This is a genomic window from Chitinophaga silvatica (genome assembly GCF_003419895.1).
GTDB classification, from domain to species: Bacteria; Bacteroidota; Bacteroidia; order Chitinophagales; family Chitinophagaceae; genus Chitinophaga; species Chitinophaga silvatica.
Genome location: NZ_QPMM01000001.1, coordinates 768,993 through 792,188, shown reverse-complemented (window position 1 = coordinate 792,188; position 23,196 = coordinate 768,993). Strand labels below are relative to the sequence as shown.

Annotated in this window: 17 protein-coding genes; 8 read left to right on the top strand and 9 right to left on the bottom strand. The window is 39.5% G+C overall.

The window, feature by feature from the left end; all coding sequences use genetic code 11:
- The first annotated feature begins 2 nt into the window (after window positions 1-2).
- The 3 genes from DVR12_RS03060 to DVR12_RS03050 all read left to right on the top strand — a co-directional run bounded on the left by DVR12_RS03060 (window position 3) and on the right by DVR12_RS03050 (window position 5,028).
- The gene (locus DVR12_RS03060) at window positions 3-3,215 is read left to right on the top strand and encodes a SusC/RagA family TonB-linked outer membrane protein (RefSeq protein ID WP_116973973.1); all 3,213 of its coding nucleotides are present in this window, start codon (window positions 3-5) and stop codon (window positions 3,213-3,215) included.
- Window positions 3,216-3,233: 18 nt separating this feature from the next.
- Window positions 3,234-4,598, top strand: a complete 1,365-nt coding sequence (locus DVR12_RS03055; protein ID WP_116973972.1) for a RagB/SusD family nutrient uptake outer membrane protein — start codon at window positions 3,234-3,236, stop codon at window positions 4,596-4,598.
- Between the two features lie 97 nt (window positions 4,599-4,695).
- A complete protein-coding gene (locus DVR12_RS03050; protein ID WP_116973971.1) occupies window positions 4,696-5,028 on the top strand; it encodes a hypothetical protein in 333 nt (110 codons plus the stop codon).
- A gap of 37 nt (window positions 5,029-5,065) precedes the next feature.
- On the opposite strand, the gene DVR12_RS03045 is transcribed toward DVR12_RS03050, so the two are convergent.
- The 4 genes from DVR12_RS03045 to DVR12_RS28090 form a co-directional block, all read right to left on the bottom strand.
- Window positions 5,066-5,395 (bottom strand): DUF6520 family protein, encoded by a 330-nt coding sequence (locus tag DVR12_RS03045; protein ID WP_116973970.1) that lies wholly within the window; start codon window positions 5,393-5,395, stop codon window positions 5,066-5,068.
- 314 nt (window positions 5,396-5,709) lie between these two features.
- Window positions 5,710-6,879, bottom strand: a complete 1,170-nt coding sequence (locus tag DVR12_RS03040) for a hypothetical protein (protein WP_116973969.1) — start codon at window positions 6,877-6,879, stop codon at window positions 5,710-5,712.
- Window positions 6,880-6,979: 100 nt separating this feature from the next.
- The gene (locus tag DVR12_RS03035) at window positions 6,980-7,969 is read right to left on the bottom strand and encodes a helix-turn-helix domain-containing protein (RefSeq protein WP_116973968.1); all 990 of its coding nucleotides are present in this window, start codon (window positions 7,967-7,969) and stop codon (window positions 6,980-6,982) included.
- A gap of 337 nt (window positions 7,970-8,306) precedes the next feature.
- Complete coding sequence (locus DVR12_RS28090) at window positions 8,307-8,645, bottom strand: DUF1496 domain-containing protein (protein ID WP_394337590.1); 339 nt, start codon at window positions 8,643-8,645, stop codon at window positions 8,307-8,309.
- A 362-nt stretch (window positions 8,646-9,007) separates the two neighbouring features.
- Here DVR12_RS28090 and DVR12_RS03025 point away from each other — a divergent pair, with 362 nt between their 5' ends.
- The gene (locus tag DVR12_RS03025) at window positions 9,008-9,214 is read left to right on the top strand and encodes a hypothetical protein (RefSeq protein ID WP_116973966.1); all 207 of its coding nucleotides are present in this window, start codon (window positions 9,008-9,010) and stop codon (window positions 9,212-9,214) included.
- A gap of 84 nt (window positions 9,215-9,298) precedes the next feature.
- Window positions 9,299-10,360, top strand: coding sequence for a DUF932 domain-containing protein (locus DVR12_RS03020; protein ID WP_116973965.1), 1,062 nt, complete (start codon window positions 9,299-9,301; stop codon window positions 10,358-10,360).
- A 234-nt stretch (window positions 10,361-10,594) separates the two neighbouring features.
- Here the strand turns inward: DVR12_RS03020 and DVR12_RS03015 are convergent, their stop codons facing one another.
- The gene (locus DVR12_RS03015; protein WP_116973964.1) at window positions 10,595-10,948 is read right to left on the bottom strand and encodes a hypothetical protein; all 354 of its coding nucleotides are present in this window, start codon (window positions 10,946-10,948) and stop codon (window positions 10,595-10,597) included.
- Window positions 10,949-11,499: 551 nt separating this feature from the next.
- Here DVR12_RS03015 and DVR12_RS03010 point away from each other — a divergent pair.
- From DVR12_RS03010 to mobC, 3 genes are read left to right on the top strand one after another with little or no spacing between them, the layout of a single operon-like run.
- On the top strand, window positions 11,500-11,883 hold the full coding sequence (locus tag DVR12_RS03010) for a plasmid mobilization protein (protein ID WP_116973963.1): 384 nt from the start codon (window positions 11,500-11,502) through the stop codon (window positions 11,881-11,883).
- Complete coding sequence (locus DVR12_RS03005) at window positions 11,868-13,157, top strand: relaxase/mobilization nuclease domain-containing protein (protein WP_116973962.1); 1,290 nt, start codon at window positions 11,868-11,870, stop codon at window positions 13,155-13,157. The genes DVR12_RS03010 and DVR12_RS03005 overlap by 16 nt, the downstream gene beginning before the upstream one ends.
- A gap of 47 nt (window positions 13,158-13,204) precedes the next feature.
- Complete coding sequence (gene mobC / locus DVR12_RS03000; protein ID WP_116973961.1) at window positions 13,205-15,184, top strand: conjugal transfer protein MobC; 1,980 nt, start codon at window positions 13,205-13,207, stop codon at window positions 15,182-15,184.
- Between the two features lie 150 nt (window positions 15,185-15,334).
- On the opposite strand, the gene DVR12_RS02995 is transcribed toward mobC, so the two are convergent.
- From DVR12_RS02995 to DVR12_RS02980, 4 genes are read right to left on the bottom strand one after another with little or no spacing between them, the layout of a single operon-like run.
- Window positions 15,335-18,139: a M16 family metallopeptidase gene (locus DVR12_RS02995; protein ID WP_116973960.1), complete on the bottom strand. Its 2,805-nt coding sequence runs from the start codon at window positions 18,137-18,139 to the stop codon at window positions 15,335-15,337.
- Window positions 18,140-18,196: 57 nt separating this feature from the next.
- On the bottom strand, window positions 18,197-19,510 hold the full coding sequence (locus tag DVR12_RS02990; RefSeq protein ID WP_116973959.1) for a MutS-related protein: 1,314 nt from the start codon (window positions 19,508-19,510) through the stop codon (window positions 18,197-18,199).
- Complete coding sequence (locus DVR12_RS02985) at window positions 19,507-20,856, bottom strand: MutS-related protein (protein ID WP_116973958.1); 1,350 nt, start codon at window positions 20,854-20,856, stop codon at window positions 19,507-19,509. Before DVR12_RS02985 ends, DVR12_RS02990 begins: the two co-directional genes overlap by 4 nt.
- 13 nt (window positions 20,857-20,869) lie before the next feature.
- On the bottom strand, window positions 20,870-23,176 hold the full coding sequence (locus DVR12_RS02980) for a Gldg family protein (protein WP_116973957.1): 2,307 nt from the start codon (window positions 23,174-23,176) through the stop codon (window positions 20,870-20,872).
- Window positions 23,177-23,196 lie beyond the last annotated feature (20 nt).

Sequence of the window (23,196 nt, the reverse complement as noted above, 5' to 3'; positions counted from 1 at the left end):
TCATGAACATACTAAGAACAATAACACGATTTAATAGCGGATACCTTATCCTCCTTTCCTTACTGATACAGCAGGTAGGTTCCGCCCAGGACATACCCATTAAGATCAATGGTAAATTAGTTGATCATATTACTGGCCAAAACATTCAAGGAGCCTCTGTTTACTACACAATTGCTCCTTATAAGACAAGAACAAGCAAAGAAGGCTTCTTCAATATCAACAAAGCTACTTCAGGTGACACCATCGTGTTTTCCTTTCTTGGCTACAATACTTTAAAAATCCCGGTTAATAATCTAACCAATACGGATAATACCATCCGCCTTCTTCCATCACAAACCGGATTAAAGGAGGTAGTAATCAACTCAACGGGATACCAGTTGATCCCAACGGAACGCGCTACCGGAGCTTTTGAGAATATAAATCAGAGCGTATTGGACAGAAGGATAAGCGGTGATTGGTTATCAAAACTTGATGGCAGTAGCACAATTCTGTTTGATCATCGGAATAAAGGACAAGAGTTACTATTTCGAGGAAGAAGCACTTTATTCGGAAACAACTCACCGCTAATCGTTGTTGACAACTTCATTGTAGAGGGGGATATGAATCAAATTAATCCTAACGATATCGCTTCCATCACATTACTTAAAGATGCCGCTGCGTCCTCAATATACGGTGCCAGAGCCGCAAATGGAGTATTGGTAATCACAACAAAGAAAGGCAAATACAACCAATCACAACGAATAGATATAACCTCTAACGTCACCTTCACAGAAAAGCCAGACTTATACAGGGATAATTCTATTTCCGCAAGCGATTTCATTGATGTTGAAAAAACACTTTTCCAGAAAGGTTACTATAGCGGCCAACTAAATAACTCCTATACTCGGCCTCCTATTTCACCTGTTGTTGAGCTATTACAGCAAGAAGCGGACGGTTTTATCACACATGATCAAGCAACAAAAAGTATTGATGCGCTTCGAGGAAATGATATTCGTAAAGACTTTCAGCGATATTTCTACAGAACCGCTGCTTCCAAGCAGTATGCAATGAGCATGCGGGGTGGTACTAATAATGTAAACTACTATTTCAGCGCTGGATTTGACGATCAGCAAAGTAATCTGGTGCGTAATAACATACGTAGACTTACACTTCTTTCTGAAAACACATTTCGAATCACCAAGAAATTAGAATTAACACTAGGATTGCAATACGCCTATAGCAAAACGGTCAATAATAATAACTTAAACATGGTAACACCTGGTGCAGACAAAACCAAGTACTACCCATATGCCGAAGTTGCTGATGCTAATGGAAATCCACTACCGATTGTAAAAGATTATCGTTTTGCCTTCATAGACACTGTAGGACATGGAAAACTTCAAGATTGGCGTTATTACCCACTAAAAGACTTACAACAGTCCGATAATTACACCGATTTAAATGGACTACGGATGAAAGCTGCGGCTTCTTATTCCATTTCAGAAGGACTATCCGCACAAGTTAATTACCAGTATGAGCGCCAGACAAGTTCCTTGTGGAACATGAGTAATTCTGACACATATTATAGTCGTAACCTGACAAATCTGTTTACACAGATAACAGGTAGCAGTATCGTATACGGTATACCGTTAGGCGGAATTATAGATCAAAGCACAGAAACCTTAACTACCCATTCCGGTAGAGTGCAACTCAATTACAACAGATCATGGAATAAAAGTCAGATTTCAGCTATTGCCGGTATGGAAATAAGACAATCTCAAACAGTTTCAAACAACAGCAGGTCTTATGGCTATGACCCCAACCTATTGACTGCTTCTAATGTAGATTATGTCAGTTATCTACCTACATATATGAATCTGAAAGGTGACCAACAAGTTTATAACCCGCAAGATTTCAATAGGTTTATGTACCGCTTTACATCGTACTATGCAAATGCCTCTTACACATATGATGGCAAATATGTTATTTCTGCAAGCGCCAGAAAAGATGCCAGCAACTTGTTCGGCGTCAGAAGCAATCAAAAAGGTACACCACTATGGTCTACTGGCTTAAGATGGAATATCTCACAAGAGAAATTCTATACTTCCACCGTACTCCCAACTTTAGCGGTAAGGTTAACTTATGGGTATGCAGGAAATACCAGCAACAAACTTTCAGCCCTGACTATCATCAGTTATAATCCCGCTGGAACAAATTACCTGATTAATGAGCCTTACGCTACTATCACAACGCCACCCAACCCTAATTTGCGTTGGGAAAAAACTGCTACAACCAATATCGGCATAGACTTTAAAACTAAAAACAGCCTATTATCGGGCAGCATCGACTACTATATAAAGAACAGCATCGATTTGATTGGCAACGCTCCGCTTGATCCCACCACCGGAGTTACAAGTATTGATATCAATAGTGCAAGTATTAAGGGGAATGGTATTGATATTTCACTTACCGCTAAGGTGATAGATATAAATCAGTGGAGGCTTGAAACCAATTTACTTTTTAGCTACAACAATAACAAAATAACTAAGTACCAATACAGGTACTCAAAGGCCATCAGTTATATGGGATCTGGTATAAATCCCATTGAAGGAAAACCAACTGATGCACTATTGAGTTATCGATGGGAAGGATTAGACAATCAGGGAGATCCTCGTGGCTGGTTGTCCGGAAAGATCAGTAAGGATTATTCCGCGATACGCAGTAAAAGTACATTGGATGATCTAGTGTATTCCGGAAGATCACTACCTCCTGTGTATGGTGCTTTTCGGCCTATGTTAAGTTATAGAAATTGGAGCCTTAGCAGCAGCATTACTTATAAACTAGGTCACTACTTCAGACGAAATTCAATCAACTACACGGCATTATTTCAAAATTGGAATGGACACAGTGACTTTTCAAAACGCTGGCAACAACCAGGTGATGAGGAAAGCACTTACATACCAGCAATGTCTTACCCTGCAAACAGTTATCGAGATGAATTCTATTTGCAATCCGCAGTGCTGGTAGACAAAGCTGATATAATCCGTCTGAAAGATATCAGTTTACAATATTCATTGGGTTTGACGCAAAGTAAATTTCTCAAACAACTAGTACTCAACTTATACCTCGATAATATTTGCACCATCTATAAAGCAACCAAAGACCTGCAAGATCCGGAATATGGCAGCGCCATTCCTCCACGAAGTATATCTGTGGGCCTGAAGGCATCTTTCTAATTATTTAAAAATTGAATTATGAATTACTATAAATATATATCGCTGATCTTACTGCCAGTAGCAATATTATCATCTTTCAATGCCTGTCGTAAGTTTTTGGATGCAAAACCAGACGCAAAAATGGTTGTTCCCTCCACAATGAAAGATCTACGCGCTTTAATGGATGATGTAGCTACAATGAACCTTTCCTGGCCAATTGCTACCGAGGTGGCATCAGACAACTATTATCTGCTGACCAGCAATTGGAAAAGCATATCATCACTAACGGACAGAGAAAACTACATCTGGAAAGATGATGTAAGCAACGACATGGATTGGACCCTTACATACAGAGTAGTACTCAAATCCAACCTGGTATTGGAAAAGATTGCAGAAGTAAATCCTACGCCAGATCAATTAAAAGAATGGAACGAGATTAAAGGAAGTGCCTTGTTTTATCGGTCATTTGCCTTCTTTATGATAGCGCAGGAATTTGCAATGCCATACGATCCACAATCATCCACTTCAGAATTAGGCATCCCACTTCGTTTAACCGCTGACGTTAATGAACCTTCCCATCGCTCTTCATTACAGGATACTTATAATACCATCACCAGAGACCTGGAATACGCTTCACAATTACTCCCCCAGAATACTGCCTATAAAACCAGACCTTCAAGAGTAGCCGCATTGGCATTACTATCCCGAATACACCTTTGCATTGGTAATTATTCAAAAGCCGCTAACTATGCTGATACCTGCATAAAATCAGGTATACAGCTTTTAGATTACAACCTGCTTTCTTCAGCTTCTGGCGAAACTTTTAAACGCTTCAATGATGAGGTCATCTTTCACATAGCAGCCAATTACTCGTATAGCCTAGATGCTTCCATATGCCGGGTTGATTCCATATTGATAAGCTCATACACTACAAATGATCTTAGGAAGAAACTCTTTTATAAAATAAATCCTGATGGGAGCGCAGCTTTTTCAGGAAATTATGACGGAAGCAACTCTTACCAGCTCTTTGAAGGATTAGCAGCAGATGAAGTTTACTTAACGCAAGCAGAGTGCCTAGCGCGAATTGGCAAAAACGGTGACGCGTTGCAAGCACTTAATCAATTTAAGAAAAACAGATATGATAAATTAAGCTTCACGCCTATAACATCAACGGATAATTTAATAGATGTTATCCTGTCGGAAAGGCGTAAGGAACTCCCCTTTCGAGTTATCAGATGGATGGATATACGAAGGCTAAATACATTGGCTGGTGGTAAAATTACATTGGAAAGGAAGATTGACAATGAGAGATATACGTTACCTCCCGGTGATTTAAGATACGCTATGCAGATACCTACTAGTGTACTTGCGACTGCACAAAGTATGGAAAGAAATAAACGATAACAGCACTAATGTTTACATGATTGAATTACGAGCCTATGGGTCAAATAATAATTGGTATATTCAGATTATAATTCTGTAATACTGTAAAAATTCATTCATGAACAACTCAATACCTGCCGGATATGAAAATGAATTATCTGATTATCAAAGCGTTATAACTGATAATTGGTGCGGAGAAACAATTGCCTGGGGATTTAAAATAATTCGTCACCTTGGAGATGAGCGTTTTCATCAACTCCGCAAATACGGGCAATTAGAATGCCTTAATGTGGGCCATTGGGTATTAATTACCAAAATCTTAACCTATAAAGAAGCTGAAGAAAAATATGGGGCCATTACAGAAGAAGAATATGGCCCAAGAGGCGGGTGGAAATCAACCACTTTTGGTAGCAAAAAATTTGTTAGTAAGCTAATGAAACCTGAAAAATAAGATATTTGCCGTCCTGCAAAATACAGGACGGCATTTTTTATGGTTTAAACACCACCTTTCCCGCAATTGGGGTTCCTGCGTCAATATCAGACTGAATATTATTCAGTGCTGTAGCGTCCGGAAGTCCTGTACTAGCATTCTTCTCTACCCGGATAGCACATAACTGACTACCATTTAAGCAACCGGTAGAAGTAATTTCATGATAGTTAGCCGGATTCGCTGTACCACCAGAGGTAGTTGGGCTGTACTCAAACCATGCCATGGCACGACTACTGGTATTATGAGCCGAAAACGCTCCCTTAGCATAGGCACCACCGGCTGCAATGATTAAGACAGCTGCCGCCAAAAGCAATCTGAAATTTTTCATAAACATTGATTTTTGAAAGTGAAAGAAATGATTACTGCCTTTCTTTTTGTACTACAGGAGTAAGGCAATACCTGTATTGCGCCGCAATTATTTACCTACAGTTACAGTGTCGTAGATCCATCATGGCAAAGAAAGAGATTAATCCATGCATAAAAGGCTACCAACCCTAGTAGTAGCCTTGCTAAAGCTTTCATAATCAGATCAAATTATTTCTATTTATATCTAAATGAGAAACCCCATCAAACAGTAGAAATTAATTTCAGCTGTCTAATGAGGTAAACGAATACAATCCATAAAGGATCACTCCAATATTCTCACAACTTTCTACTAGTATTTGCTAATTGTATGAACAGATCATAAAGCTGCTGCTTTGTTTTTGGACCTATATCATAATAACTGCTATGAATGTGGATATAACTGATATCATCAGATTTTAGTGTTGTATAATTTGCCGCCACAAATTCTAACATCTTTTTTACGTTAGCGTTACGAATAGCACCAGCTTCTTTAAATATCCTGAAGATTGCGCCTAGCACCGGTACACTGAAAGTAGTCTGCATCTTAAAATCTTTACCTACAACTGTAAGACCTTCCGTGGCCGAATTAACAGCCGGATATAGTAGTTCTATTTCCTCACCCACCAACTGAAATATTTGCTCGTCGATTCCAGGAAGATCCCGAAACAGCTTTCCTTCTGCCGAGATGGTGATTTCAGAAACACTTCTCCGGAAAGCATGTAGCAACTTTACTTTACCGTCAGTCTCAGTAATCGATGACAGCTTCTTGGGAAGGTATATTTCAGCAAGGTAATTAGTTAGTGCAGGGCTATTGTAATTCAATCTGATAAGTATTTCCAAAAGAATTGGCAATTTCCACTCTTGCCTATTGTACACAGAAGAAAAACGCAGCTCATACCAGACTGCTTTCATATATAAAAATATCCGGTAAGGCAGATGAACCCTGGTATTAACGACAAATGAACGAAGGTTATCCAGTATCATTTCTACCAAAGCAGGATCTTGTTTGAAACTATATAGCTTCTTTTCTAGTATTGGTAATTCATTCCCTATAAGCTCTCTGCAAACAGCATGATAACTCTCTGGAACTCGTTGTTCTAAATCGAAATACTTTAGAAAGTCATTCTCAATAAAAGCCAAAAGACTTTCCAGGCATTGCTGCAGTTTTTGACAAAGAAACCTTACAAGCCTGTTTGAGCTGGACACTTCCACCTTGTTGGCCTCGTCTATTAAATGAATTAGCAAAACCTGGTAACGATTAATGAGTACCTGCATGTTTTTTTCATCCCTGGTATTGAACATATCTTCCAAAAGTCGTAAACGGATATGCTTTCTTTCTTCTAAAGCTTTTTCTAAAACTCTTCTAATAAATACAGGGTTTACCAGTACAGGTTTTTTAAAGATTTCGGGTAAGGTTTCAGTGATAAACAAATCAAACCATTCCAATGAATACTTTCGATGCTGCATAGGATTAGATGTTTAGGGTGTAACTCTCTTTCTAAATTACAACAGCTATCAGATCAACTATTTAAGCAAAACGGAAAGAATATTAGGCAATCGGGAGCATTTACGATACTGCATTTTTCCTAAAAGCTGCAGGTGTAACGCCCACACGATGTTTGAAGGCAGCAACAAAACTGGATAAATACTGATACCCTGTAGCAGTGGCAATTTCCTCTAAACTCAGATCTGTTTCCTTCAACCACTTTTGAGCAACCTGCATTCGCCTACCCAATTGGTAGTCAAATATAGTTGCCCCTGTTAACTGCTGGAAGCCTTTTTTAAGCTTATACTCATTAATATATACCATGCGGGATAAATCCTTAATCGTATAGTGAATATCCAGATTCTCACCCAGCATATCTCTGACAGACCAAATTCGCTCTCTTTCATCCTGCGACAATAGTATTTCCGTCCTGGTACTTCCTTGTGCTATTGTAAATACCTCTGTCATAATATCCATTATCCTTGCGTCAGTAAACATTCCGCGAAGACTTCCTTTGTAAATACACTGCAGTAATTTTTCAATATTATCCAAAAGAGCCGCGTTGCCAGATAATGGAGTGGCTGTAAGGCTTACTGAGGCCGAAGATCTTGCATTCTCAACAAAACCCTGAAGTATAGGGTAATAACTCATAAAAAGGTCCAAATATGATACAGGCATAGCAATTTCAAGATACCTATACTCGCTATCTGCCTGCAATAGTAACTGGCTGTAAGGACTGTCCTGATAGTATAGTAGAAACTGCCCTGGACCTAACTTAAAAGTATTTATCTCTGGCAACTCAAATTCAAGTATGCCATTTAGTGAAACCCTCAGTATCAATCGTGGTTCCGGATATTTACTGATAAGCAAATCAGTTTTTCTTGAAATCAGCACCTTATACCACAGTGCATAGTCTCTGCAGTCTGAGATACATTGAAATAACAATTCACCATTAGCATAACTGGCAGTGTAAGATTTCTCAGAAACAATTGCAGCCGTTTGTAAATTAATCGGTATTTCATCTAAATATTCTAGTGGTTCCCCACTTAGCAAGGTCACAGTACATAGCATGATTAGTTCCTTTCGATGAATAAATGGGTTGGGTATCAACGGAATACTACATATGTGGATGTACCATACAATAACTAGGATATGAAAGGGGTACGAGCAATAAAATTGTCTATTAAATCCTTATACTGTGTATTCAATATGGAATTTACAAAAATCAACGGTCAATTACCATGTCGTTTCTATACAAGATAAGAAAACTACTACTGCTATCATGCTCTATTACATTTTATCATGCAGAAGTAAATGCACTTATTTAAAAGAACAAAACCATATAGCTTTTGGACAGATAATTAACCAAATACGCTAACAGATTTCCCAGAATTACATAGTACTCTACCTATGGTTGTTTAACCCAATTACCATCGTGACAGATATAATAATAAATTGAATTCAATGAACACGGTGCCCCTTCACTATAAGCCATATTCTGGAACATGCAAGGCTTACAGGTTTTGCTCAAACTTTGATTGTGACAAGGTTTTCCGGCAGCACACCCTTGGCATTGCCACTGACCATTTGAACATTTAAATGAACAAATAGAGTTTAAGCCAGACACAGCTCCATTCGAGTACTTTTGATTTTGATAATAACAATAGTCACAGGTCTGTTGACGAGCAGAAAGGAGCCTTACTGATACAAAAACAATTACAACAGTTACAATTCCAATAATAGACATCTTAAGTATTCTCATATCTCTAATGGGGTTTAGTGATATAATATAATGAAATTACCCCATATTACCCTATACCCAATTTCTTTTTTCTGAAGACCCTGGATATCAAAGCATTCTTCCCCTCCAAAAATTATTACACCCTTCTGCTCATACGAAAGTCTGCGCCTCTGCTGCGCGTCGGCTGGCCTGCGGTTGAGAAAAAATAATCTCCACCACGTTCATGATGTCTTTTTCAGCCGACTGCGGTCGTATTTTTTTTCCTCAAACTTTCTCCTTCCATCCAGGTGTAATGGCTGGTCGCTACGGGTAATTGCAAGGCAGTAAGCCGAGCATGTAAGATTAATTCACCTAAAAATTTAGCGACTATGACTAACAACCAGCTTTCACAACTAATGCTGTTTTCCTGGGAGATCCAGCGAAGCAGGCAGGTAACGCGATCAAAAGCCCTCGCCAATGCCTGGGCCATTTTATTAAATGCAAATTTAACGGTGTGGTATCTCAAAAAAAAGTATAGCCATCCCAGTTATCCCAACAGAGACAACAACCTGCAATTAACACTTCTGGCAGATTAGCCACAAACCCACTCCATTTTTTTAATTCTCTTTTTACCGCAGCCTCCCCGTGTGCGGCATATAAACAAAAACGGGCGTGATTCTATGGCACACAATATTAATTTCAACGACAAAACAGGTAAACACAGTTTTTTTTCTGTCAACCAAAAGGCATGGCACGGCCTGGGTAAGCTAGTATCAGAGTACCCCACCAGCGCCGAAGCTATCGACCATGCTGGCCTAGACTATCAGGTAGAGAAAAGAAATTTGTATACCCTGGATTCTTTAAATCAGGTAGACGCCGAAAGTGCTAATATTTTTCCATCTATAGCGGTTCCGGGATATTACGCCACTGTACGCACTGATAATGATGTAGTGTTAGGCGTAGTAGGAAAAGACTATCAGATAGTACAAAACAAAGACGCTTTTAGTTTCTTTGATTCTATTGTAGGTGGTGACGGCATCTTCTATGAAACTGCCGGCGCATTGGGCAAGGGTGAACGAATTTTCATAACTGCTAAACTACCCAATTATATACGTGTTGCAAATGATGACCTGATAGAACAATATTTATTTCTTACTACCAGCCATAACGGCATGGGTAGTATTACTGCAGCATTTACCCCCATTCGCATAGTATGTAATAATACACTAAATGCCGCTATGGTCAATAAATCCAACAGTATTAAAATACGGCATACTGCCAATGCAAAAGACCGACTAGCACAGGCCCACCGGGTAATGGGAATAAGCAACAGGCTTTCCTATCAAATGCAGGACATTTTTAACCACTGGTCAAAAGTTCGTATCACTGACCCGGAGGTTAAAAAACTTATTCAGCTTGCAATGGTGCCTAATAAGGAAGTTTTAAGCAATATTCAAAAAGGTAACTTTGATGAAATATCAACGAGCTTTAACAACATTGTCGAAAACGTATACGAGTATGCGATGACAAACCCAACACAACTAATGGAATCAACAAAAGGCACTGTATACGGTGCATATAACGCGGTAAGCGGATACTTTCAAAACTACCGTTCGTATAAAAACGAAGAAACAAAACTAAATTCAATTATGGGCGGCACTGCTAACCAGCGTTTACAGACAGCGTTTAGCCTCTGCGATACCTTTGCCGCCAAAGGTTTAGACGGTATTATATTAAGTTAGTTGGTCTATATTAATTAACCTGTCTTTCGGGCTGGCCCGAAAGACAGGTTTCCCATAAATAAAAACGGCCTGCCCTTGGGGGCAGGCCGTTACTGATATTTAATAAGACCGTGGCATCTTACCTACATAATTATTTCGTATAACCATTAACATTATATGCAGATACAAAAACAAGAAGTTATATTTAATTATGACGTACTTATCTCCGGAAGCCATAGCTCATACTTACCCGTATCACTGAGTATCCTCTATCAAATGTGCCTCCTTTAAAGACATATTCCCATTTGAATTCTTTTCAATCCTGAGTCTATACAGCTTTCCTACCGGACATTCTCTAAAATCCAATTCTCCCTTATACAATTTGTACTCTTCACTGTGCTTATCCTTGAATACAGTCACCCTAAATTTCCTGCCTGTATCAGGCTCACAAAAAAAGCAGGTCACACCACTGCTTTTCTTAGTCCACACTTTAAAATCCAAACGGGATATTACCTCACCCGTTGGTATTTGATGTACATCAAAAGCATACGCCTTGGGTTCCTTCCCTGCATTAACTGCCGTTACATAAGTTATCACATTTACACTCATCACTTTTCAATTTTATACTGGTACGAAAATACCAATTCCATGCAATACAAGCCTGTACAGAATTTACACAAGTGATACTTTGTCAGATCCCTGAGTGTAGATTTGTTTCCATTACTAGTTTTTTTGTGAAGAAGAAAAAGATGAGAAGATGATTAGTATACTTTCAACTCAGTGGAAAACAGGCTGGATCTATATTATCCAAGCTGTCATTATAGCTTTTCTCCAACCCTGGATATCTCCATTCGATAGTAAGAAAAGAAAACGGTATTTCAGGATGTTTCATCCTCCTTCCCCCTCTTATAACGATTACCTGAAATATCCAGATAAGTACAAAAAGATACTGCGTACTGGTATATCACCAAAGCAGCAAGACAGGTATATATCCCTCCTGATAAGATCAGGAGGACTAAGCCAAAGGATGCCGGTTCCCGCACCCGGCGAGATGTACCGATGTTGCACATCGGGATCTCGCCCTGGCTCCTGTGTCGGCAGGGTATATCTGATATCCCGCTCGGAACTCACGGGATTTTTTAAGACTAAAGACAATTTATATGGAAAAGAAGACAAACAAATGGATATCCATACGCACCAAGCCAGGTGATTATGATGCCATATACAACCGCTTTCAGCAGACGACCTGCCGCAACCTTAGTCAGTACGCCAGGCAGGTATTATTAAACAAACCTGTAGTACTCAAATACAGGAATCAATCTGCTGATGAAATTCTGTCAGCCCTGATCGGTATCAAAAATGAGATCTCCGCTATAGGTAATAACTATAACCAAGAGGTAAAAAGACTGCATACGCTTAAGGATTCACCGGAAATGTTGACATGGATTTTATCTAATGAGCTGCGCCACAAACAGCTACTTGATTTTATCAGAGATATCTTTTTCAAACTTGAAAAAATTCATGAATCATGTATGCAGAAATAGGTAAGCCCACCAGTAACATCTCTAAGATGATTAATTATAACGAAGCGAAAGTTAAGGCTGGCAGCGCCGAATTGCTATATGCAGGTAACTTCCTGCAGGAAAAAGAAAGGCTGAATTTCTACGATAAACTGGACAGATTTAATTCCTTAAATCAATTAAATACCAGGACAAAAAAGAACGCACAGCATATCATCTTAAATTTTCATCCAACAGATAAGCTGGATGATGATCTTCTGCGCACTATCGGCAACGACTATATGAATAGAATTGGATTTGGTGACCAGCCATACCTGCTCTACCGGCACTCTGATACCATCCTCCCCCATCTTCATATTGTCACAAATCTTATAGATGCAAACGGAGACAGAATACCTACTCATAATATCGGTAAAAGATTATCCGAACCAGCCAGACAGGCTATTGAGATAAACTACTCTCTGCAAAAGGCTGCTGACCATCCACAGGAGAAGCAATTCTTTCTTCCGGTTCTTCAGGCACAAAAGTTAAGCTACGGCAAGAGCCAAACAAAACGTGGCATCAGTAACGTGCTGGCTAATGTAGTAGATACTTACAAATATAGCTCCTTGGCAGAATTGAATGCCATTTTACAACTATGTAACGTATATGCTGATCCATGTAAGGAAAATTCCCGCGTACAACGAAATAAAGGTTTGTTATACCGCATGCTGGATGAAAATGGAAAAAAAGTAGGAAAGCCCATAAAAGCCAGCTCCATTTATTTCAAACCTACCTTATCTTATTTGGAAACAAAATTTCAGGAAGGATCAGTTCAGAAACAGCAACATAGTGGCAGGATCAAATCACTAATTGACTGGCACTTTCAACAAAGTCCAGGATCTGGCTTATCTGATCTATTTGGATCACTGGAACGAAACGGAATTTCTACAGTTCGCAGGATTAGTGCTGATGGCAGATTATATGGTATCACCTTCGTGGATCACATCAAAAGAACTGTTTTTAACGGAAGTTCATTGGGAAAATCATACAGCGCGGCTGAATTGTTTAAGAAAGCTGCATCCGGCAGTTATCAGGAGCTGCAACCCCTGCAGCCTTTGCCATCCATTACACATGAGAAGGATATGGGAAAACGTAATAATCCGATTACCATACCACCGCAAGCTGCTAATAGCGCCGTCCTGGCACCGGATAACAATACAACGCTGGTAGAACAATTACTACAACCAGAATACACTTACCGGGAAGCAGAAACCAAACGAAAGAAACGGCGCAAACGCCCATCTATTAATGATTAAACCTACCCCGGCGCACATGCTGAGATTGATTTTGGAGGAAGTGAGATATGCGTACAGGAGAAAACGAACAAGGTCTTCGTAAAATCATTGACCTTACCAGGCTAATTAGCCTTGCCATCCTTATTCTTCATTTTTATTATTACTGCTATGCCGCATTTCACGCCTGGCAGTTAACATCTGACATTACCGACAGGCTACTGGATAACATTACAAAGACAGGGCTATTTTCCTATTTTCTTAAAACCAAACTAATTGCCCTGGGGTTCCTCGGCATAACACTTCTTGGCGCGCAAGGAAGAAAAGATCAGCATATTAAATACACCACTGTAGTAGCCTATATCAGTATAGGGCTGGTTTTATACTTTATCAGCTACTATGTGCTACTACTCACCTATGATTTGCAGTTCCGGACCTGTGCTTATATAGGCATCACCACCTGCGGATATATCCTGATTCTTACCGGAGGCACACTCCTATCCAGGATTATCAAACTCAATATTGATCGCAATGATATATTCAACCGTAAGAGCCAGACATTTCCACAAGAGGAAAGGCTGATGAAAGGCGAGTTCTATATCAACATTCCTGCCACCTACCAACTGAAGGACCAAGTACGCAAAAGCTATATCAACATAAATTCAGTTAAAGGACTGCTGGTGGCAGGCCAGCCAGGCAGCGGCAAATCCTGGTTTATTTTAGAGGAGATTATCAGGCAACAGATAGAAAAGGGCTATTGTCTTTTCATCCATGACTGGAAATACCCGGACCTGACAACTATTGCGTATAACCATTACCTTAAGTACAGGCATCGGTATAAAGTTCCTATCAGGTTCAATGCCATTATTCCTGAAGATCCGGCAAAATCCGGTAGATGTAATCCACTTGAGCCATCTACCATGACTGATATTACGGATGCAGCAGAATCAGCTCGTACCATCCTTTATGGTCTTAACCGTAGCTGGATACAGCGAAATGGCGATTTCTTTGTGGAATCACCAATTATTCTGCTAACAGCGGTTATCTGGTATCTGCGTCAATACAGAAATGGTGAGTTTTGTACCCTGCCTCATGCCATAGAACTACTTCAGGTAGATTACGCTAAATTATTTACACTGATAAGGTCAGTACCAGAGCTACAGATCTTAATATCCCCCTTTATTTCTGCGCTCGAAGCCGGAGTAATGGAGCAACTAGAAGGGCAGATTGCTGCAGCAAAAATTGCAATGGCGCGTCTTTCCTCACCAGAGCTGTATTTCATACTCTCCGGCAATGACTTTTCCCTGGATATTAATAATCCTGCAGCACCACAAATTCTGTGCATGGCTAATAACCCACAGAAACATATTACCTATGGAGCAGTACTTTCTTTATACATCAACAGGTTGATAAAACAGATCAATAAAAAAGGGAAATTAAAGTGTGGTATTAATTTCGAGGAATTCCCTACCCTCACAGTGCAAGGCGTTGACGCACTTGTTGGTACTGGTAGATCAAATCAGATAGCTACTACCATTGTCATCCAAAACCTGGATCAGGTAAAAAAGGACTATTCAAGAGAGATGGCAGATGTACTCATGAACCTATGTGGTAATGTTATCTGTGGGCAGGTTGCCGGTGATACCGCTAGGCAAATGAGCGACCGGGTAGGCAGGATTATGCAGGACCGTGCCAGTACCACCATTAACAGCTCAGACACCTCTGTTAACTATTCTCAGCAACTGGATATGGCTATACCTCCCAGCGTTATTAGTAACCTTTCCTCCGGTGAATTCGTGGGTATAGTAGCCGATGACCCTGGGCAGGAGATACCGCAAAAGGTCTTTCACTGTAAGGTAACGAAAGACCCCAGAAAAGCTGATCAGGAAAGAAAACTTCAAAAGGAGTTGCCTGTTATCAGGAATTTAGAAAATGGAGTGGTGTATAAGAATTTCATGCAGATAAAAGATGATGTTACCGATTTTGTTGATGCGGAGATCAGCAGGATCATGAATGATCCCATGAAAGCACATTTGATAGTAAAAAGATGAAACGTCCAAAAAATTATATACACAATTGAATACCTTATTACTATATATGCCAATTAGAGCCATAGCTAAATAATCGGAATACAAAAAACAGTAAAAGGCTGTTCCAATAAATTGGAAGCAGCCTTTTTATTGTCAATCAAAAAACTGTCTTTAATTCTTCTCAGGTAATGCTATAAAATGCATTAAATTTTTACCGCTTAAATAATTCTTAGAAGCAGCCTTAATCGATGCTCCATTTACCTTACCAAGTTGTTTTTCTATATTTGGCAATTCCTTTAATCCTTCTTTATTCTCTATTTGTCCGGCTATAAATTGCATCCAGAATTCATTACTTTCAATTTGCAATTCATATTGTTTTTGAAAACCAACTTTGAATTTCTGTACCTCATCGGCAGTAGCACCTTTCTGTTGTAAGTTTTTGATATCTTCTTCTACCAAACCTATTAAATGATCAACATGCTCCGGAGCACAACCAAAAGATACATTAATAGCAAAACGCGCATCTGGTTCTTTTACCATATTAGCCTTTACAGACGGTGTATATACTTCCCCGGCATTTTCCCGTAAGCTTGTCAGCAAACGGTATTGCAAAATATCTGATAAAGCCTGAAGTTGTACTTTGTTTTCTGGACTATATTGGCAGTCTCCATGGTAAACCAATAATACGGTAGCCTTATTATCTTTACCAGTATAAACCTTTCTCTCCAGTTTCCCTTCAGGTATTTGCTTATGAATCACCACTGACTTTTCCTTCCTATTTAATGATGGTAATGCCCCAAGATATTGCTCTAATAAAGGCTTAATGCTATCCACATCAAAATTACCTACAAATACAAAGTTAGCCTGGGAAGCATCCGCAAAACGGTCACGGTAAATATCATATGCTTTTTCAAGACTGATACTATCCAATCTCGCCAAGGTACCTGGACTTGATCTATAATCATATCCACTTATAACAGCGCCCACTGTATCTTTAAACACATTTCCCGGGTCTTTATAATGATTTATTATTTGCTCTCTGGATTGTGCCATGGCATTTTCAAACAAGATAGTGTCTTTTCGAGGTGCGGTGTATCGAAGATATACCAATTGCAATGCTGTCTCCAGGTCTTTCAGAGAACTGGCACCACCTATACCCTGGCTCTTACCACTGATAAAAGCATTAACAGACGCTGACTTGCCATTTAACACTTTTGATAATTGAAGCGGGGAAAGATCAGCAACACCAGAACCAGCAATTATACCAGAAGCACTGGCCGCCGTCGGATACTCTTCATTGGAATATTTATTATAACCTCCTGGCGCAAAAGACATCATCTGAACAACATCATTTTTGTAGGTAGTAGGCTTCATCCATACGTTCACACCATTGCTCAGCGTAAATTGTCGAATTCCCAATGTAGAATATTTTTTCTGAGAAATCACTTTTCCAGGAACTGGTAAATGATTTAGCAATACCTGATCTGTAACGTTATCCTTATACTTTTCCATAGAACTGGAAGCAACGCTATTAAACCATGTCTCAATAACAGACGAATCAGGAAGGGTATTTTTATCATTTTCATTTCCTATCACAAAAATATCCCGATTAGTATTAGTTATATATTTATTTGCTACGTCTTTAAGATCCTCCAGTGTTATATCTGGTACTACGGTTTTTAAAAAATTATACTCCCAATTAAACCCTGGTGAAGGAGAACCCTTAAGGAACATAGCCATATATTCATTCACAAAATTGCTGGATGGCATTTTATCAATCTCCCTTGCAGTTTTCTCCAATCCTTGCAAATAGGCCACCTTCGCACGTTCCAACTCTGTTGAAGTAAAGCCAAAACGTTTCACTTTCTCTACTTCTGACCATCCAATCGAGAATGCTTCCTTCAGTTTACCTGGCTTTGATGAAACGGAAAAAGAAAATTGCTCCAACCCATTCATTAAACTCTTGATGCCTGCATTTACATCCAAAAATGGGGGATTAGGCTGTTGAATTAATTCACCGATTCTTGTTACAAGTAATTGATTAAACAATGAACGCTTTACCATGTTTAGGTAGTCGGTCGTTGTATTCATCTTATTGACACGATGTTTTATAGACAATTCCAGTCCAGTGCCTCCAATCTCAGGATCGGTTACTTGCAGGAATTGATTTTTTCCAGTTAGTTCTATAGCATAATCCGGTCTGGGCCTTTCGTTTGGAGGATTTTTCAGATCGGCAAATTGTTTACGAATTTGCTGTTCTACCTGGTTAACATCAATATCTCCTACTACAATAATCGCCTGAAGGTTCGGACGATACCAATCGTGGAAAAAGCGGCGAATGGTAGCTGCTGGAAAATGAAGAAGTATGCTATCTATTCCAATTGGGGATCGGCTTGCATACTTTGAATTGTTAACAATGAGCGGAAAAGTTTTTTGCTGAATGCGTTCTCCCAAACCAATTCTCAGGCGTTTTTCTTCGATAATAACACCCCTCTCCTTATCTATTGCATCTGTTTCCAGTAATGCTTCCTGCGCCCAGTCACGCATGATATCTAATCCACGGCTTACCATTTTAGGGTCGGAAGTAGGAATAGGCAACTGATATACCGTTTCATCGAAAGATGTTGTGGCGTTTAGATCAGCCCCAAAACGTACACCTGCTTTCTGTAGATAATCAACCAGCTCATTTTGAGGAAAATGTCTGGTACCATTAAAATTCATATGTTCCATAAAATGGGCCAGACCTTGTTGATCATCATCTTCAAGAATTGATCCCACTTTATTTACCAGGTAAAATATTACTCTTTTAGCCGGTACAGTATTCTTACGAATATAATAAGTAAACCCATTAGGTAATTGTCCGGTATGTAAGGCTGTGTCAACAGGAATTATAGAGTGTTGATCTACCTTCTGGGCATAGCCTGCCATCATGGATAGGCATAGCAATCCAGTGGAGGTCCAATAACGATAACGCATAAATTATTTCTTTAGTTGATTTTTTTATGTTGCATAGTCCGTATAGAAAGGAAACTCTTATAACATATCGAGAATACCTTCATTTTCAATAATTATCATTCCTTGTCTGTCTGTTGTAATTCCTTTTTGTAGTTGATAGGTGTATTTTGGCACTGCATCAACCATAATAGTTGGCATAAATTCGAACTGAATATGCTTACCTTCCTTTTGCAAAGCATCTCCCACCTCAAAAATATGTGTAGAGATAATAAAGAAACAATCCCTATAGGCTGCAAATGCTGCAGTTACTGCTAATGTAGCATCATAAGCATCCTTCACATTGGTTCCTTTGAACAACTCATCAAAAATGACGAAAAGACGCTTTTCTTCAGCCACTGCTTCCGCTACTTGTTTGACACGAAGTACCTCTGCATAAAAATGGCTATATCCCTGATTCAGGTTATCAGGCACATTTACCGATGAATATATACCATCAAGCACTGAGAACTTTAATTCCTTTGCTGCTACAGGAAACCCCATGTGAGCAAGGTATATCATAATTCCAGCAGCTTTCATAAGAGTGGATTTACCAGCCATATTTGCGCCTGTAAGAAACAATACATTGCTATGTCCATTGAATGACAAGGAGTTGGAAACGCCTTTATCTAAATGTGGATGCCTGACTCCTTTTATCTCCAGTGTATTTTTCTCCTTTGGTAAAGCATGAGCATAAGAAAACCCTTTCTGTTTCGCTACACCGGCAACGGCAATCAGGAGCTCAATTTCATATGTCAAAGCCAGCAAATCTTTTAATTTATCCCGGAAAACGTATCCTAACAGATAGTGTAACCTGGCTAAATGGATCAAGGATTTACCGGCGGTATTAATATTTTGTAATCGCTTATCACGTAAAATATTTCTTGCCCGTGCTGCCCACTTCCCCCATGGAGTATTTCTATCTCTTGCCTCATTTTCAAGATGTTCCAGTAAAGTATTGCAGCATTGTAATACGCTGATACAGGTTTCAATGCCTTGCACTTGCAGATAAAAAGCATCATCTTTAACAAGGATGGCGGCCACTTTTTTACGGCTTAAACGCCATAGAGCCAATGGATAGTTGCTATCGCATCCTTCATCCAAAAAACTTTCCATAGCACTAAGATGTTGTTCATCAAATGGAAATACGCAAGGTGTAACCTCGAAATATCTAAAAGCATTACTTCTGGCGTTAATGGCGTTGGCGTCAGTAAGAGGATGCAGAAACATGCTGTCCAATAGCTTTTCAGCACCCCTGGATTTCACCTGGTTGAAAAGGCTGAAGATGGAACTTGCATTATACTTACCCAGTATCGCCAAATCATCCAAAGTTTGTTTATCAGCGATAAAGCTCATGTCGTCTTCTTTATTGATTTCTTCCTGGCCAAAATATCCAGGATACCTTCATTTTCTACAATAATCATCCCGTGCCTGTCTGCGGTGATGCCGTCAGCCAATTTATGCGTGTAAACAGGTCTGTTTCCCTCCATTAATGTTGGAAGATATATGAAGTTGATATTCTCACATTTCTCTTTAAGAACCTCCCCTGCTTCAATGATATGGGTTGATACTACAAACATGCAGTTTTTCCTGCGGGCGATAGCAGAAGTAACTGCAATGGTAGCTTCGTAGGCATCTTTTACGTTTGTGCCACGAAACAGCTCATCGAAGATGACAAACAGATATTTATCCCGGCTTAATTCCGTGGCAATATTTTTTACCCGCAATACTTCCGCATAAAAGTGGCTGGCTCCCATAGATAGATTATCCGGAAGATTAATAGTCGTAAATATTCCATCACGCACCGAAAACTTCATACTGGATGCTGGTACCGGAAAACCCATTTGGGCAAGGAACATAGCGATACCTAACGCTTTCATAAAAGTGGACTTTCCTGCCATATTAGCTCCCGTAAGAAAAATAATATTGCTTGCTGGTGTAATAGTCAGAGAATTAGCTACAGGCCTGGTTAGTGCCGGATGATAGAAATCCTCCAGTACTATTGTTTGTAATGCTGCGTCCAAAGCTATCGGAAAACAAAACTTACGTTCTATTGCCGTCCGGGATACCGATATATAAATATCAACAAGATAAATATGCTTTAATAGCTTCAGAATATTATCTCTATGCCGGAAACGGAGTATATTATCATACTCTGCAACCTTGGCAAATGGAAGTTTTTTCCGTATATCCTCTTCCAAAAGCTGCTTAAGAGCTGCTGTTTGTAACAACAGGTCAATAGCTACCAGTTCTCTGGAATAAGGAGTATCCTTGACTTCATTCCAAATGCGACCGACAAATTCTGAGGTAGCTTGCAAAATTGCAATCAGGCTGATTACCCCTTTCTCAATACCTTTATACATTGTATCAGCGGCAATCAGGTGATTAAATTTTCTTCCTAAAGAATAGTCCTCCTCCTTCAACTTAGTCCGTACATCGGTATTCTGGAGATATTGATCAGCAGCATCAAACCATTCTGCTTCGTAAGGAAAATGTATTTTTAAAATAGAAAAAGTGCTAATAATGGAGCTTCTCTCATTGATAGCATCTACATCCGACAGCGGGTTTCGAAACATCTCCTCCAGTAATTCGGCTCCGCCTCGTGTAAAGGTGCGGTTGAATATAGCATAGATAGAATCTCCACCATTTTTGCCGAATATATTAAGGTCGCTCAATGTCTGTTTATCTGTCATTAGGTTCATTACAAGTATAGATTTACTTCCTTCTTCTTCTGATAAGTAAAATGGTGCTTCCAACCAGTATTAAGCCTGGAATTACACCCATTAAACCATATTTCATCACATTGTAGCTCCCTTTTGTAATGGAGATATTATTATCTGTTGAATTCGGACGACTTACATCAACTGGTACCGTGCCATAAGACAACCAATGAAACATTCCTGGAATCATATTAAAATTAGAGGCACCATAGCGTCTGATTGGAGGCTTCATTCCGCTGTTACTAATACAGTCTGCATCTCCCACGATCATAATTCGCTGCTCTTTTGCACCCACCTTCCTTGTCAGGGCCATCGCAGTAACGAACCTATCTGCCTTTTCTCCTGTAGTAACATCCAGTGTAGCAGTATCATTTACAAAATCAATGGTTTGTAATTCATTCCAGGTCTTCGAGGTATCAGTCAGAAGAACAGGAATACCCTTAAAGCCTTTATCTTCCGCCATTATAAGTCCGGCAGCTTTCACCATTCCAATATAAGCGGGATGGCCACCTTTGTTCATCATTTCAAAGATTGGCGCTAAGGCCTTACCTTGTGGAGTTGGCCTACATATAACAGCATTTGCCGGATCGTCCATTTTCGGCTGAACTAACTGACCTGGTATGGTTTTCACTCCAAACTGAGCAATAAAGTTCTCCATAACAGCAGAACCCGGCTTCAGTGTCACCACTAGATTACCACCATTTGCTACATATGCATCCAATTTAGTTTTAGAAACAGAATCCAATGGCACCTGCATATCCGCGATAACGATTATATCCACTTCTTTTGGAATCTGTTTACTTCCGGAAAGATCAATAGATTCAACATCGCAGCCCTGATTGGTAAGAGAATGGCGAAAGGTTTTTACAGAAGAAAACAATGTATAATCCCGATTCCTGTCTCCGGAAATAGATCTCTCTCCATGCCCTTGTAAGAAAGCCACCCTGGGTAATTTCATTACCATACGTTTGAAGACAGCAGTTATCTCAGTTTCAGTAGGAAACTTGGTCATGTCATCATAAATCCTGAGGAATCCTTTTTGGCCATTTTCTCTTTCTATTACTCGCACAAAAGTATTCCCTTCATCACGCAGGTCGATCTGTTTCCTTATTTGCTCAGGTGTCAGGAAATTTTTTATATTCAAATTCATCGCATCTGCTTCTTTCTCGGCGATTTCTGCAAGCGACTTATTCTTGTAGACCATTTGAATACGGCGATTATTGCTGGATGAATCATAATAGTATACGTACTTTAGTTTCGTTTCAGGTTTAAAACGAATGTATTGTTTTAACCTTTCCTTGTCGGTATTTACTTCCTTAGGTAAACCATGGTAAACCTCGCGATCCAGTAGATTTACATAAGTGGTAATCGTAAGACCTCCATCCAGTTTGGCCATGATTGCCTGGCTATTTGGCGTAAGTGTATTTCTCTTAGTTTCAGTCGTATCATAATACGCCATCAGCAAAGGTCTTGAGGTAGCATAGCCTAATACCAATGCCCCTATCACCACAACAACATAACTGCTCCAAACTTTGGAAAATGAAGCATGCGTACGATTGGCCTGCAATTTCAAAACGCTTAATGTCAGGAACATCGAAATAACTATGAAAAAGTATAGTATATCTTCTGTGCAGATAAGACCATTGATCATTTCATTTCCTCTGCCAGAAATAGATAACCAATAAGTGATATCACGCACCACTTCTACATCCTGCAACACCTTTCCCATATTACTCAGTAATCCCAGCAATACAAGCGTTCCCAGAGCAGCTACCACCTGATAGGAAGTAAGTGATGACATAAACAACCCAATAGCGGCATAAGAAGCAATCAATAGATACACAGCTAAAATTCCAGCTAATACAGGCGCAAGCTCAAAATTTTCTATAATACACATACTAATCACCACATATACCATCAACACAGCAACTAATACTAAACTGTAAGCTAACATCGCAATGTACTTTCCACGAATAATCTGTGAAGAGGTTATCGGAGATGAGTAAAGCAACTTGATAGATCCACTACTTAGCTCTCTGCTCATCAATGCCATTGTCAATAGAGGCATATAGAGGTATAGGTAATTCTGAACTGAAGCCAGCAAACCTCTTCCTCCTGAAAATATACCAGAGGATAAAAAGGCAAACTGATATCCCATTTTCTTTGCCTGTAACAGTTCTTCCAAATGATCTATATATACAAATCCAGTTTGAAAAGTAAAAACCACCAGAATCATCCATGCGATTGGCGAATAAAACAAAGTGAATAGCTCTGCCTTCGCTATCTTTAAAATCTGTCTCATTGAATATCTTTTATATTAAC

What these genes read in the sequence shown, in the direction of transcription:
- DVR12_RS03035 (WP_116973968.1), bottom strand. Translation starts at nt 7,969, where the DNA reads ATGCTATGTACTGTGACCTTGCTAAGTGGGGAACCACTAGAATATTTA.
- DVR12_RS03055 (WP_116973972.1), top strand. Translation starts at nt 3,234, where the DNA reads ATGAATTACTATAAATATATATCGCTGATCTTACTGCCAGTAGCAATA.
- DVR12_RS03050 (WP_116973971.1), top strand. Translation starts at nt 4,696, where the DNA reads ATGAACAACTCAATACCTGCCGGATATGAAAATGAATTATCTGATTAT.
- DVR12_RS03060 (WP_116973973.1), top strand. Translation starts at nt 3, where the DNA reads ATGAACATACTAAGAACAATAACACGATTTAATAGCGGATACCTTATC.
- DVR12_RS03025 (WP_116973966.1), top strand. Translation starts at nt 9,008, where the DNA reads ATGACTAACAACCAGCTTTCACAACTAATGCTGTTTTCCTGGGAGATC.
- DVR12_RS03010 (WP_116973963.1), top strand. Translation starts at nt 11,500, where the DNA reads ATGGAAAAGAAGACAAACAAATGGATATCCATACGCACCAAGCCAGGT.
- DVR12_RS03040 (WP_116973969.1), bottom strand. Translation starts at nt 6,879, where the DNA reads ATGCAGCATCGAAAGTATTCATTGGAATGGTTTGATTTGTTTATCACT.
- mobC (WP_116973961.1), top strand. Translation starts at nt 13,205, where the DNA reads ATGCGTACAGGAGAAAACGAACAAGGTCTTCGTAAAATCATTGACCTT.
- DVR12_RS02980 (WP_116973957.1), bottom strand. Translation starts at nt 23,176, where the DNA reads ATGAGACAGATTTTAAAGATAGCGAAGGCAGAGCTATTCACTTTGTTT.
- DVR12_RS03015 (WP_116973964.1), bottom strand. Translation starts at nt 10,948, where the DNA reads ATGAGTGTAAATGTGATAACTTATGTAACGGCAGTTAATGCAGGGAAG.
- DVR12_RS02990 (WP_116973959.1), bottom strand. Translation starts at nt 19,510, where the DNA reads ATGAGCTTTATCGCTGATAAACAAACTTTGGATGATTTGGCGATACTG.
- DVR12_RS03020 (WP_116973965.1), top strand. Translation starts at nt 9,299, where the DNA reads ATGGCACACAATATTAATTTCAACGACAAAACAGGTAAACACAGTTTT.
- DVR12_RS03005 (WP_116973962.1), top strand. Translation starts at nt 11,868, where the DNA reads ATGTATGCAGAAATAGGTAAGCCCACCAGTAACATCTCTAAGATGATT.
- DVR12_RS03045 (WP_116973970.1), bottom strand. Translation starts at nt 5,395, where the DNA reads ATGAAAAATTTCAGATTGCTTTTGGCGGCAGCTGTCTTAATCATTGCA.
- DVR12_RS28090 (WP_394337590.1), bottom strand. Translation starts at nt 8,645, where the DNA reads ATGTCTATTATTGGAATTGTAACTGTTGTAATTGTTTTTGTATCAGTA.
- DVR12_RS02985 (WP_116973958.1), bottom strand. Translation starts at nt 20,856, where the DNA reads ATGAACCTAATGACAGATAAACAGACATTGAGCGACCTTAATATATTC.
- DVR12_RS02995 (WP_116973960.1), bottom strand. Translation starts at nt 18,139, where the DNA reads ATGCGTTATCGTTATTGGACCTCCACTGGATTGCTATGCCTATCCATG.